Source organism: Limnobaculum xujianqingii (genome assembly GCF_013394855.1).
In the GTDB taxonomy this organism is placed as follows: Bacteria; Pseudomonadota; Gammaproteobacteria; order Enterobacterales; family Enterobacteriaceae; genus Limnobaculum; species Limnobaculum xujianqingii.
In genome coordinates this window covers 194,726-208,999 of sequence record NZ_JABMLK010000002.1, presented here as the reverse complement: position 1 = coordinate 208,999, position 14,274 = coordinate 194,726, and the positions used below count along the sequence as shown (strand labels likewise).

Below are 14,274 nucleotides of genomic sequence, written 5' to 3'. Positions count from 1 at the left end.
TTAAAAAATGATATATACAATAATTTATTCTTTATGAATGATTATAAAAATAATTAATTAATACATGTAGTTATGATTATTTTGTCAAGTAAAAACAATAAGTAAGACACATTCACGAATAAATATATTTCATATAAAATAATTTCAATCAGGTACGCCTGATTTTATTACAGATAAAACACGTATACTCAATAACGCTAAAAGTTAAAATTCAATTAATTTAAACAAAATGATAACAACGAAATAAATTCAAATTTAATTATTATTTTATGTAAAAAAACCAATACTAATCTATACTATTAAGAGTCAAACCTTATAGTAAAAGCAACGTATTAGAATTTATGTTTGGATGGTACTTATCTCCAACAAGGAATGCTAATATAAATTTTCTATTTCACATTATTGGTTTTATCAATGTCATTCTCATTAAGGCAACTTGAATTTTTTATTGCTGTTGCGGAGACAGGCAAAATATCAAGCGCAGCGGTGTAATATTTCACAATCCTCAATGACTATCTCACTCCAAAACCTGGAGAAGATACTGGGGGCAAAACTGTATACCCGTCATGCCAAAGGGATTCGGCTTACCGGTTTTGGGATATCTTTTTTAGAACATGCCCGGCAGATTATGGATTCGGTGCAAACCGCCCTCTATTCTGCCACTCAACAACCTCATGCTTTAGTCGGGGAAATCCGTATTGGTATAACCGATACCATCGCCGCTTATCTCATGCCGAATGTCCTTCAGGCTATGGATCAGCGTTTTCCTGCACTATCTATGATTTTATTTGAAGACGATCAGGAGGGACTGGAGAGAGCACTGCTGGCAGAAACCATCGATTTCGCACTGATGGTAACATCAAACTATCAACTAACCCCTGCTACCGGTGTCACGCCATTATTACGCTCTAAACAAAAACTTTGGATCGCGCCTCACCATCCACTACAGAAAAAAGAGGAAATATCCTTAGTCGATATTGCTGAGCAACATTACCTGCTATTGGATATGGAAGGGCATATCGCAATGGCCGATATGTTTTGGGGGGAATACCAGCTTAGTCCCAACATAAAGCTGCAAACTAAATCCATTGAGGCCGTTCGCAGCATGATTGCACTCGGACTGGGTGTCTCAATTCTGTCCGATTTTTCCTACAGGCCCTGGTCGCTGGAGGGTAATCGTATTATTCGACGAGATATTAGCGAACAAATTCCCGATCTGGTGGTAGGTGCGGTATGGATTGCAGGTAAACCGTTAGCTTCACAAGTACAAGAAACCATTGATTTTATAAAAAATATGGTCGATCCCCCCTCATCGCTTTAAAGGAGAACCTGTCGGTTATATTAGTCCGCCCAGCTTCTGCAAGATTTGTATAGTGAGGGCATGGTGTTACACGTATGGCATAGTGAACAAACTTGCCTCAAAACAGCACATCATGCCTTCACACCCTCCCCTTAACCAGCCAATAAAAGAGTCGTTATTGTTTATTCTGCATGAAAAGATGGCGTCCCTGTTCCACACTCTCTACAAGGCTGAATAACACCAAGCCTTGGGTTTTAATATATTTAAGCCCTTTAACCTCTTGAGCAATAGGCTCTTAATCCATTGCCCGCTGATGGATAAACAAAAACCATGCTTACCGTCGATACTACACATTATCTTTTTCTAACAGCGCAACAACCGCTTTCACTTTCACCAAAGGTACCTGAAGCGCAGTACTGATTTCCTCAACAGAATGGCTCTTCTCCCATAGTATCTCCACCTGAGCGGCAATATTAAATTCTTTACCTTTGTATATATAGGTTGTCTGAAACGTTTTACCACAGTTCATACAATAATAACGTTGCTGTCCGGCCTTACCGATACCATATTTTTTTGTGCTATCATTTCTACCACAAATATGGCATATAGGTTGCGTTCTCTTTAACTTAAAGCTCATAATAATTCCCAAAAATATTAATAAAATGGCTGCTAATTAATGCGTTGAAATAAATTAATTCAACCAATATATTTGAGTCCACTTCAAAAAATAATGCTTATAAGAACTAATTAATTACAATGCTATTTATTTTTAAGCTATGATATTCAATAAGAAGCAATCACTTCACGAATTGAGCATTAAACCAATAATTTCAAATGGTTAATGAAATAAAAACCAAAAACCATTACCAATCAAAATAATAATTTAATATTCAATAAATACATGAAATTAACAATCTTATAAAAAACATTAAAACATAAATTTAAAAAAACAAACAAACACAGCAACACATTGAAATAATAAATACTCACTTCAAAAAATACTAATACAAATTAAAGGTAAGGCTAATATGAATTACAGGTAAGGAAAGTTTAATTTATCACCAATAATGAGGATACAGACAGAATATAAACACTATGCAGCGATATAGTGTCTAACAATATTCAATGATCATATTGCTCCCAAACTTAAAAAAGATATTTGAGCGGTGCTAATTACCCATCATGTTAATGAGTCAGAATAATGCACAATTAGCGCCAAAGACGCGATGTCGTGAATGAAACTACCCCAAACCGAACATCATGCCCTCACACCACCGCCCTTAACCAGCCAATAAACGCATCAATTTTAGGGTCCCTACGTTCCGGCAATGTTGCGATGTAATAGCGCTGTTCACACATCACTTCCATTTCAGGGAATGGCATTACCAGTTCGTTATTCGCCAGTCGTTTATTCACCAGCTTCTTCCTGCCCATTGCCACACCCGCGTGGTTAATCGCCGCAATAATTGCCAAGTCGGAACGATCGAACCCCATACTGTGTCGATCTGCCTCTAACGTGACGTTAAAGTGTCGGGCCCATGAGCTCCATTCATCGGTATCTGAATCATAACTCCACGCCTGTCTGTCGTGCAGCAATGTGCAGTGCTTCAGGTTATGGATATTTCCCTGCAATTGATGCTGCTCAGCATATTCCGGGCTACATACCGGCACCATCGACTCATCCATCAGATGCTGACAGGCCAGCTTTTCCGGCGTTTTATCATCAAAATAGATCGCCAGATCGATACCGTAACCGCGAAAATTTACGTTTTCATTGCCGGTGAGAATATTCAGGCTAATGGAAGGATACTGACGACCAAAATCTGCCAGTTTGGGCACCAGCCAGCACTGAGCGATAGAGGGACGGGAATATACCGTCAGATTACCCGACAGCTCCTGGTTTTTAATCTCCAGAATTTCCTGATTCAGATACTCCAAAGATGACTTCAGCGCCCAGTAAACCCGCTGCCCTTCTGGCGTCAGCTCAATTTTACGATGAAAACGTTGAAACAACTTAATGCCCAGCTCTTCTTCCAGCCCATTAATCCGATGACTAACGGCGCTGGGGCTAAGGCTAAGTTCATCCGCTGCCATGGCGAAAGAGCTGTGGCGTGCAGCTGCCTCAAAGGTGTGAAGTTTTGATAACTGATAACTGTTCAGCAGTCGATTTCTGGCAAGGTAACTGTCTTCGGTATACATAAGTCTTAAATCTGATGCTAAAGCGTTTAACAAGTATACCGAAGAGCATGCCCTGACAGGCTTTTAGCATGAATTTATGTGATTCAAAGCGCAAAGCGTGATGATTTTTTGATAAACATCACCAATTTGATTCAATCTGGTTCATCTAAGACGTCGTTTTTATCGTTTGTCAGGAAACGCCGGTTCTTATCCAATACAAACGGGATTTATTATTATAAAACGAGGTCGGATATGGACTCACATCTCTGGGTTATCGGTACTTTACTGACAAGTATCATTTTGATTGTTTTTACCATTGTAAAATTAAAGATTCACCCGTTCCTGGCGCTGCTGTTGGCAAGCTTCTACGTTGGTGCGCTAATGGGAATGAATCCGCTGGAAATGGTCAACGCCATTGAAGGCGGTATTGGCGGCACGCTGGGTTTCCTGGCGGCAGTCATTGGTTTAGGGACTATTCTGGGTAAGATGATGGAAATATCCGGTGCAGCAGAACGCATTGGTATCACCCTGCAACGCTGCCGCTGGCTCTCCCCTGATGTCATCATGGTGCTGGTTGGTCTGGTATGTGGTATCACGCTGTTTGTGGAAGTCGGTGTGGTATTACTTATTCCTCTGGCGTTCTCCATTGCTAAAAAGACCAATACCTCCTTATTAAAACTGGCTATTCCTCTGTGTACCGCACTGATGGCGGTACACTGTATTGTTCCTCCGCATCCGGCGGCACTGTTCGTTACCAATAAACTGGGTGCCGATATTGGCTCGGTCATTGTGTACGGCCTGATTGTTGGTCTGTTTGCTTCACTGATCGGCGGCCCGCTGTTCCTGAAGTTTTTAGGCAACCGTCTGCCGTTTAAACCAGTTCCGGCCGAGTTCTCCGATATCGAAGTACGTAAAGAAGAAGATTTACCTTCGCTGGGCGCCACGTTATTTACCGTTCTGCTACCTATTGCACTGATGCTAATCAAAACCGCCGCAGAACTGAACATGACCAAGGGCACCACCCTGTATACCGTGCTGGAGTTTGTCGGTAACCCAATTACCGCCATGTTTATTGCAGCGTTCGTGGCCTATTACATTCTGGGTATTAAACGCAACATGGGTATGAGCACCCTGCTGGTAAAAACCGAAGAGTGCTTTGGTTCTATTGCTAACATCCTGTTGATTATCGGTGCTGGCGGTGCGTTTAACGGTATTTTGAAAGGCAGCGGCCTGAGCGATACGCTGGCGATTATTCTGTCGAATCTGGATATGCATCCAATTCTGCTGGCCTGGCTGGTAGCTATCATCCTGCACGCCGCAGTAGGTTCTGCCACCGTTGCCATGATGGGCGCAACGGCGATTGTTTCTCCAATGCTGCCAATGTATCCGGATATCAGCCCTGAAATCATTACATTAGCTATCGGTTCCGGCGCTATCGGCTGTACCATTGTGACCGATTCTCTGTTCTGGTTGGTGAAACAATACTGCGGAGCAACCCTGAACGAAACCTTCAAGTATTACACCACGGCAACCTTTATCGCCTCGCTGATTGCCCTGGCTGGCACATTCCTCCTTTCTTACGTGGTTTAATTGAAAAAGAGATACATTATGAAAAGCACAGAGATTCAACAATTAATCAACGACTTCCCTCTGGTTAAACGCCTGATTGATTTAGAGGAAGTGAGCTGGTTTAACCCGCGAGCCACCACGCTGAAAGAAGGTCTGCCATACGTAGGGCTGAACATCAGCGACGTGCAACAGGCCGAAGCCCGACTCAAGCGTTTTGCTCCTTACTTATGCAAAGCCTTCCCGGAAACGCAGGTGACTAACGGTATTATTGAATCAGAAGTCGTGGCAATCCCCACCATGCAGCAAACTCTGAACCAGCGCTATGGCGTGGAGGTCACGGGAAAAATACTGTTGAAGAAAGACAGCCATTTGCCTATTTCCGGTTCAATTAAAGCGCGTGGCGGTATTTATGAAGTTCTGACCCACGCCGAGAAGCTGGCTATGCAGGCAGGATTACTGCAAGAGAGCGATGACTACAGCAAACTGTTCTCTGAAGAGTTTAAGCAGTTCTTCAGCCAGTACAGCATTGCGGTTGGTTCAACCGGTAACCTCGGTATGTCTATCGGCATCATGAGCGCCAAGTTAGGCTTCAGCGTCAGCGTTCATATGTCCGCCGATGCCCGCGAATGGAAAAAGCAAAAACTGCGTTCCCACGGTGTGAACGTAGTGGAATACGAACAGGATTACGGTGTAGCGGTTGAGCAAGGTCGTAAAGAGGCTGAATCCGATCCTAACTGCTTCTTTATTGATGATGAAAACTCTCAAACCCTGTTCCTTGGTTATGCTGTGGCTGGAGGCCGATTAAAGGCCCAGTTTGAGCAGATGAATGTGGTGGTAGATGCAGACCATCCATTATTTGTCTATCTGCCTTGCGGCGTAGGCGGTGGCCCCGGCGGTGTGGCCTTTGGCCTGAAACTGGCCTTTGGCGATAACGTTCACTGTATTTTCGCCGAGCCAACCCACTCCCCTTGCATGCTGCTAGGAGTGCATACCGGTTTACATGATGGTACTTCAGTACAGGATATCGGTATTGATAACGTCACCGCCGCAGACGGTCTGGCAGTAGGCCGCGCCTCCGGCTTTGTTGGCCGGGCAATGGAACGCCTGCTGGACGGCTACTACACCTTAAGCGATCAGGAAATGTACGACCTGTTAGGCCTGATGAACCGCGACGAAGGCATCCAACTGGAACCTTCCGCACTGGCTGGTATACCGGGCCCATCCCGCGTAACCGCTGATAAAACCTATCTGGAAAGCAAACAGCTAACTGCTGAAAAAATGCGTAACGCCACCCATCTGGTATGGGCAACCGGCGGCGGCATGGTACCAGAAGTCGAAATGGCGAAATATCTGGCGACAGCCAGGATATAAGCGGTTAGTTGACCGAAAGATAAAAAAGACGCCAAATGGCGTCTTTTTTTGACTGCTGATAAACCTGATAAATCAGCAACTGTGCCTATTCCGGCCGTAAAAGCCCTATTGCTCATCTTACCTTCGCACCCGGCCGGAAACCGGAAGACCGTCTGTATCTGACGATAAAAACCTGCCTACGGCAGACTGCCCTTCAATTAACTATTTTATATATCAAGTAATTAACTTCAGCGGATATCCCGACCGTAAAAGTAATAAGCTTAAATCAGCACTGAATGCGGTCGGTAAACTATCAACTTCAAATATCCCCCCTTTAATCCCTTGATCTTAAATCTTTTGACTTTAAATCCTTTGACCTTAAATCCTTTGACCTTCAGGAGCACTGGAATTCAGCTGACGACTGAGAGAGGCCAGCACGCCCCGCATGGACGCGGGGCGAGGCACAGCGACGTCTGGAGCGGCTCTGTGCCGGTGCGTAAAGGCCGAACGAAGGAGGAAGGAAGTCGCCATCAGGCGACCTGAATTCGCGTGCGAAGGCGCGGAGGTGCAGGAGGCGCTCGCCCAAGCACCTCTTGCTCGGCCGCCGCACAGCCGCCGAGTAAAAAGCGGTATTATTTGCGGACGAAACTTACTCCACACTAAATCCGCCCAAAAGAACACCTAGTAATAATTCACCGTATACGTCACCGCCCCATTCGCTTTCCCGGCCTTCGCCGTCTCCCCATATCGATAATACCGGGCCTTCAATGGGATCACATAATTAGCCCCATCATTAGTCGTCAACGTAATGCCTAATGAAGTATGCGGAACGTTTGATGTAAGGCTAATATTTGCATTGCTGCTGGACTGAGTTGCCATCTGAATGGCAAACCCTTCCGCCGTACCCGGTCCGGTTTCGGTATTGGCAGCATAAGTATTGTAATTACCGTGAACGCTGGTAAATGAAAAATTCAATTTATTGGCCGTTATCGGAGAGCCTGAGGAGGTTGTCTGACCGGTTTTTTCATCATAAATATATCTGCCGGTACCTGTCATATACCCATGAAAAGGCGGGCAATTCTTCAGCGTAATATTAAAATCCTTCCACTCAGAAGTACTGTATCTGGTAGGAAAGTCAGATAATTGATGCGAGCCTAAATCCACATCCACATCTTCGACCTGGCAGGTTTTAGTCACAATATTAATCGCGCCGTTAAAACGCACGGTCCAGAATTTCTGACTAAAAAATGAGGGAGCAGTCGTTCCCTGTGATGCCTCAAAAACAGGAAATGATGACGCCAGCACCTGCTGAGTGCCCGAAGTTGAAATAGGTCCGGTTTTAATGAGTTGAACGTTGAAATGACCCAGAGGTGAATGCGACATCCCCCCTCCAGTAGGCGAGGTACTCACATAGGGAGTATGAATCCAGCCCACCGGATATTGCCAACTGGTCATAATACCCGTGCTCATCTGAACAGCCATGCCAATTCCCGGGATATTGGTTGGAAAGACTGTTTTGCCCCCTAAAAGCACCGGAGCGCCGGATGGCTGAGAAATTACATTAACTTTGGTAAACGCTTCTATGGTTACAGGTGCTTCACCATAAGCCCATGTACAGCGCCATCCCATATTCATGTATTCAATCTGATATGAACCATAATAAATGATCGATCCAACAGCGACCTCTTCCCCAACACTGGCAATACCCGGTCCAACCACCGGAACAGAAATATCCCGATAGTAAGCAGGATCGTAAGGGGCACAGGTGGCCGCCTTCGCCTCTACTGCCACCAGCGCCAGTAATCCCAATACCACTTGACCTGGCAGCCCTATCTTCCTTTTGCCACGCGGCATTACATTAATCATTGATTGCATCATTACTCGTCCCTTAGTCCGTTAGCGAGTCACTGTGAATTAACAGATCTTTCAACCGACGATTCACCGTGTTAACGCTGATCTTCAGATGAATACCTATTTTCTGCGCGCTCCAGCCTTTCCTGACTAATTCGCTGATTTGGCTGTTGATGTTGTGGTAATTGGCCCGATAGTAATAGCGAGTCTGAAACGTTTTACCGCAGTCAATACACATGTAGCGCTGCAATCGAGTTCTGCTGATACCATGCTTTCTGATCCCCTCCTTTCGGTGGCAATGAGGGCACTCTGGGTTTAGACGTATCATCACGTCCTCCTTACTGACAGACTGAGTTAAATTTAATCACGTTATCCTTCTCCGGATTGGCATCTTTCGGCATCAGATAGCTAAGAGAGCACTGCTGATCGATAGCATCACCCCATACCACTTTTAACTTACTTTCAGTGGATGGCACGCGGGCAAACAGACGTCCCCCCTGCCCGACCACACCAATGTGTCGTTCCTGTTCGTCATACACATCGGCACCAAAAGGCAGTGGCTTACCGCTGGCCAACGGCGCATTAATCAGAGCCGGATAGCCGACCGTGGTGTCATAGGTTACTTTCACTACAGCACCACTGTACGGTGCTACTTTCTGACGGGTCAGGTTGAGTTCAACGTTGTTGGAAAGTCCTTTAGGACTGATTTCCACATCATTCATCTGATAGGCGGTCAGATAAGGCACCACCGCATAGCCAAAGCTGTCCACTTTAATGCCCGGATAGCTGACCATTTTCGCTCCTTTGGCACCTTTGGCTTCGACCAATGCATAGGTATCTCCGCTATATGGCGTCAGGGTCAGGCCGCCGCTGTGAGCTACCATGGCGCCGCTTAAACCGGCGGAGTAGGTTTCATAACCTTTTCCGGCCCCCGCCAGCGCATTGATGGTGGTGTAAGGGGTGCGGGCAGAACCGTTCACCACCAGACTACTGCTGCGACTGTCTTCACGACCATCACGGGTCATCCCTGCGGTAATGTTGTAGTTATACTGGCGATCTTCACCGGCGGTACCATTGGCAAAAATTTGTTCGTTCATGGTGCTTTCCGGTCCACGGTTAACGGTGATCCCCATCTGACTGAAGCCAAATAGGTTATCCAGCGGCACCATAATGTTTAGCATGTAGGTGTTTTGCGCTTTACCATAAGCATCCTGACTGCGGGTCATGTTCAGACCATAGCTGATACTCTTAAACCGATTGTTATAGCCAAACTGATACTGGCGATCGGTACGATCGTCATTCCAGTAAGCCTGCTGCCAGGCGCTGAGATAAAACTGACCGTAGTTTTCCGGCAATGTCTGCGCGGCGCTCACCGACAGGCGATTCTTCGCCCGACGGATCCAGTCTTTGTTGTAGCCATCGCCAATCACTTCCCGGGTGGACATGCCAGTGGTGAAATCCATATAACCATCGGTAGAAAAGCGATAGGCCGCCACCGATAAATTACTGCCGGTGGATTCAATATTCTGGCTGTACTTCAACTGATAGCTTTGACCAGACATTGAGCCCTGATCCACACCCCAGGCCTCACCCAGTTTGGTTTTGGCATGAGTGACATCAAAGGAGAAAGCGCCAATTGGCGTACCAATAGAGGTTCCCCCCTGTAATGCCTGATAATCTTCGTTACCCTGCACGCCGCCGTACAGCGTCAGGCTATTATTGATACCGCGACGATAGGTTCCTTCCACCAGTACCGGTTCACTTTTCAGCCAGCTGGAACGTAACTTGCCGTAGGTCAGACTGTAGTGATGGGTGCCAGGACGCAGCAGATTACTGGTGGAGGCATAAGGCATCTGGAAATTTTGTGAGCTGCCATCCGCTTCTTCGATGGTGACATCCAGATTACCGCCATAACCGGTGGGATACAGATCGGTAATTTCAAATGGCCCCGGCGCGACATTTTTCTCATAAATGATATCGCCGGACTGGCGGATCACGACTTTCGCGGCCGTTCTGGCACTGCCCCGTACCACCGGTGCATAGCCCCGTAGTGCATTGGGTAGCATCTGTTCTTCGTTAGCAATTTGTGCACCGCGAAATGACAGAGTGTCGAATAGCTCACCTTTGGTATTAGCATCCCCAACTAACAGGCGGCCCTGTATTGCGGTAATATCCCGCTGTACAAAAGTATTGATATTGTTGTAATCGCCGCTGCTGTCATTGGGCTTGGTATAGATACCGTTATGGCGGAAATACCAGCCTTTCAGGTTAAAACCGGCATTCAGGTTACCGTACAGATTGTCATAATCCTGATTACCGTAGTGGGTACGGCTGGCATTAAGGTTATAACCCAGCGTGGCAGCAGTTATCCCCTGATCCCACTGTTCCGGGTTCACATAACCCCGTGGGCGCTGGATAAGATAAATTTCCGGCAGATCTAAATTGAGGGTCAGATCGTTAGCATCAAAAACTACGCTGTTTTCCGGCAGCAGTTGATTCAGTGCCAGACAACTATCTTCTTTAGCATCATTAATCTGTGCCTGCGCTTCCGGGCTGAACTTTTCAACATTGAGGTCCAGCGCACTCAGGGTGCTACGCTTAATACAAACATCCACTCTGGCGACGGTTTGGCCATCAACCAGGCGATCTTTAATCGATACTTCATCACGGCCAATACGTCGACCGTTAACGATCAGCTCGGCCCGATAGGTGCCAACCGGCGTTAAGTCCTGATTGTAACGGGTCAGATCGATACGCTGTTGGCTGTCGGGACTCATAAAATAGGGGTTAAACTCAAACGCGTCATTGGTGTCATCCGCTACGGCCCACCCGGACAGGGCAAGCAGGATGGCAGCTGTCAATGGAGAAAGCGAACGGTTAAAAGCTGACATGTGAATTCCTTTCACTCAAGACATCATTTCATCTTCAGGAAGCCATAACTTCCCCGTTATTGTTCTGCGATTGCCCGGCAACTGTCAGGGCGCTACCTGCTGTAACGTTGGTCGAATACCGCCATAGTCATTGATATAAGACGGATATATGGTGCTCAGGCTCTTTTTCATCGGGAAAAATTCAGTGCTGTTGGGAGCAATCATTCCACCTTCACCAACCAGATTTTTGCCGTCTTTATCGGAAGCGATATTGGCCAGAGAAACGTAATATGGCGTTGGGTTTTTGCCTTCCACACCGCCCTGCACTTTGCGCCAGGTCACTGACTCACCGGCAATATTGGCATCACCCGGCAAAGCCTGCGGGCGATAGAAAACTTTGATGCGCGAGCGAAACGCCATCTGTAACTGATTTTTCTGCTCTTTAGCCCGCGGCGGTACTTCCAGTACGCTAAGCCAGAACACCGATTCTTTGTCTTTCGGCAAATCTTCTCCGGTAAACATCAGGCGAAGCGTCTGGCCTTTACCGGCATTCACCCGGTTAACCGGTGCAGTAATGGTGAATGGTGCTTTAGCAGTTTCTGGTGTCGCTTCAGGATCGCCATCATCCACCCAGCTTTGTATCAGTACCGGTTTGTCGCCTTTGTTATCAATTTTCACCATCACTTCACGTTCCCCCGCCGGATAAACCACCCGGGTTCCGGTAATCACCACACCGGCAATAGCCGGAGCGGTTAGCGATAAAGTGAAAGCCAGCGCAATCAATTGACGGGATACTTTTCTGTTATTCATTTGCTTATCCTCCCTGATACAGGGTGAAGCTTATGCCGCACCCTGAAGGAAATTCACCGTATAACGATTAGAAATAGTTGATGGTGAAGTTAACCGCACTGGCAACCAAACCCGGTGTTGCCGCGCCTGTTGCATAGTATTCAACGGCATATGGCAGGGTGGCTGAACCTGAGGTTAGGTCATAAGTGGTTGAGTTAGTTGACTGGCTAGGGTTACCAACCTGAATGGGTGTTCCGGTAGTGGCATCCAGCAGTTGCAGCTGAACGTTTGTTGCCGCAGTAGCACCGGTCAGGGTATTCAGCAGACGGTAGTTGATTGGGTCAACTGTTGCGCCGTTTTCAAAGAACGCGGACGCTTTAGTTACGGTTGCGGTACCAGAACAGTTAGACAGACCGATGTTAAAACCAGTACGTTTAGCCGTTGCGCCCGGGCTTGCCAGTTGTGCTTTATCAACTGCATCCAGTGCCACGGTAGCCGGGCTGGTGTTACCATCAATGGTGATATCACAGGTTTGATCGATGACTTCGCCGGTAAAATTCACGGTACCGTTAGAAGCAGCCTGTGCAGCAGTGGTTCCTAATGCAGCGACAATAGCAGCGGATAAAAATACGTTCTTCAGTTTCATAAAAACTCCATTTTTTGATAAAAGTGTTTCTTCTTCTCTTCTGTTTTAGCCGATGAAATAAGGAAGGAAGAGAGCCTCCCTATTTCACTTTTTAGAAAAAGCGAGCCCGCACGAAATATGGCAAGCCATAACGTTCATATAGACCTTCAATTAACTAAAGAGTGTTAAATTTAATTTACATGCGGTTATATCTCAGATAAAACCAGATAAAATTCCGGTTCAAACCCCGCTCTTATTTTTAAGTTAACATATCGATTTTTGAGTGTAAACGATCTAAAAATCTACTTATCAATAATTAAGTAGATTTTAGTTCTTATTTATGTGATTTTTTAGCGACATCGCCTAATTGAATGTTTTGACATTTAGATCTTTTTCTATATTTAATTTTACGACCTAATACGTTATCAATATTTATATTGATATAATAAACAAAAAATAGATTTTAAGATCGACAAGCTTATTTTGAAAATTATTAATTTATACATTAAATAATAAATTTCAATGTTCATGAAATACCAACTCATCTGATGCAAAATAACAACAATTCTGAAAAAATCACATTAAGATTCGATCAAAATACAGTCATACAAATAGTGAATACGTTGTTAATTTATATAAAATTCATTAACAATAGTATTACAGACATTTTTAATGGAATGATGGACGAGTTGTTTTGATGAGATATCAGCCTGAAGCTAATGTCAGATATTATTACCTGGCGGGCATGAGCGCTACAGCCAAAGAACATAGAGAGAATGCTGTAAACGTATATTACTTAAGCTACGAATATCAGCTTTTAAACACCTGTTTCTGATGCCATTCAACAAACTGTTCCAGCGGATAATATTCCGGGCTTTTTGGCAAAAAAATCGCGTGTCCGGCGAAATCCCAGAACAAACGGTCAACCATTTTGCTACCATTTACCCCTTCGGAAACCAGCAGTTTCATACCATCATCAATACCAATCACACCCATATCAAATGCAGAATGGTGCAATGAACACAGCGCCAGTCCATTAGTTACGGTACAGGGGCCACCATATTGTTTCCATTTAATATGTGCCGCTTCCAATCCAACGGGAGTACTGTCATGTCTCAGGTTATAACCGCATACCGCACATTGATAGTTGTATGCTCGTAATATGTTCTGACGAAAATTAGGATCGCGAGCTTTACGAACATCACTAAGAGAGAGTTCTAAACGGCTGGCAATCAATTCCTGAACGCTATCGGGAAAATGCTCACTCAGGATCTGCTGGGCTAATTTATCAATCCACTTAGGATTATCGAGTAATAGTTGATAGCTTTGCAGATTAAAACCGCCCATCACATTGTGTTCAATCAATTCCCGCTTTGGTGGCTCTTTACTGCCTTTTTGTAGGGTACAGAGTTCATCGTTTTGCAATTGCCAAAAACCATCTCCACGTAAGCGCCAAAACGGCATCGCAGGATAGTGCTCTCTTCGTTGAGGGCCAAAACTTTTAAGTAACTCAAGCAGTGCAGGATGAATTTCGTCACCATAGCTAAATAACCTTTGATGACCTTTTTGATATTCAGATAAAACAAATAGCAGCAGTAATGGCTTATGTGGTGCGCGCTGATCTCCCTTACGCCAGATGGAAAGATGAGAAATTGCTGTTTGCAGTGTTTTACCGGTGACCATATAAGCAGCCTGCTAACAATTTGAAGTTATTGCGATAATGCTCGTAAAATCGATGTGAT

At 45.4% G+C, this 14,274-nt stretch carries 11 protein-coding genes; 3 read left to right on the top strand and 8 right to left on the bottom strand.

Annotated features, from left to right (window positions below):
• Positions 1-436 precede the first annotated feature (436 nt).
• Complete coding sequence (locus GOL65_RS14780; RefSeq protein WP_322091296.1) at positions 437-1,321, top strand: LysR substrate-binding domain-containing protein; 885 nt, start codon at positions 437-439, stop codon at positions 1,319-1,321.
• Between the two features lie 325 nt (positions 1,322-1,646).
• Here GOL65_RS14780 and GOL65_RS14775 read toward each other — a convergent pair whose 3' ends face one another.
• On the bottom strand, positions 1,647-1,937 hold the full coding sequence (locus GOL65_RS14775) for an IS1 family transposase (protein WP_140920281.1): 291 nt from the start codon (positions 1,935-1,937) through the stop codon (positions 1,647-1,649).
• 629 nt (positions 1,938-2,566) lie between these two features.
• Positions 2,567-3,499, bottom strand: a complete 933-nt coding sequence (dsdC, locus tag GOL65_RS14770; RefSeq protein ID WP_140920282.1) for a DNA-binding transcriptional regulator DsdC — start codon at positions 3,497-3,499, stop codon at positions 2,567-2,569.
• Between the two features lie 231 nt (positions 3,500-3,730).
• On the opposite strand from dsdC, the gene dsdX reads away from it, so the two are divergent.
• Entirely contained in the window at positions 3,731-5,068 is a 1,338-nt protein-coding gene (gene dsdX, locus GOL65_RS14765; RefSeq protein ID WP_140920283.1) for a D-serine transporter DsdX, read from the top strand.
• Between the two features lie 18 nt (positions 5,069-5,086).
• Positions 5,087-6,418: a D-serine ammonia-lyase gene (locus tag GOL65_RS14760; protein WP_140920284.1), complete on the top strand. Its 1,332-nt coding sequence runs from the start codon at positions 5,087-5,089 to the stop codon at positions 6,416-6,418.
• 660 nt (positions 6,419-7,078) lie between these two features.
• Here the strand turns inward: GOL65_RS14760 and GOL65_RS14755 are convergent.
• From GOL65_RS14755 to GOL65_RS14730, 6 genes are all read right to left on the bottom strand, one after another.
• Positions 7,079-8,275, bottom strand: coding sequence for a fimbrial protein (locus GOL65_RS14755; RefSeq protein WP_140920285.1), 1,197 nt, complete (start codon positions 8,273-8,275; stop codon positions 7,079-7,081).
• A 10-nt stretch (positions 8,276-8,285) separates the two neighbouring features.
• Entirely contained in the window at positions 8,286-8,576 is a 291-nt protein-coding gene (locus GOL65_RS14750; protein ID WP_140920286.1) for an IS1 family transposase, read from the bottom strand.
• A gap of 10 nt (positions 8,577-8,586) precedes the next feature.
• The gene (locus tag GOL65_RS14745; RefSeq protein WP_140920287.1) at positions 8,587-11,139 is read right to left on the bottom strand and encodes a fimbria/pilus outer membrane usher protein; all 2,553 of its coding nucleotides are present in this window, start codon (positions 11,137-11,139) and stop codon (positions 8,587-8,589) included.
• Between the two features lie 84 nt (positions 11,140-11,223).
• The gene (locus GOL65_RS14740; protein WP_140920288.1) at positions 11,224-11,928 is read right to left on the bottom strand and encodes a fimbrial biogenesis chaperone; all 705 of its coding nucleotides are present in this window, start codon (positions 11,926-11,928) and stop codon (positions 11,224-11,226) included.
• Positions 11,929-11,995: 67 nt separating this feature from the next.
• Entirely contained in the window at positions 11,996-12,553 is a 558-nt protein-coding gene (locus GOL65_RS14735) for a fimbrial protein (protein ID WP_228397056.1), read from the bottom strand.
• A gap of 789 nt (positions 12,554-13,342) precedes the next feature.
• Complete coding sequence (locus GOL65_RS14730; protein ID WP_179038435.1) at positions 13,343-14,215, bottom strand: phosphorothioated DNA-binding restriction endonuclease; 873 nt, start codon at positions 14,213-14,215, stop codon at positions 13,343-13,345.
• Positions 14,216-14,274: the final 59 nt, after the last annotated feature.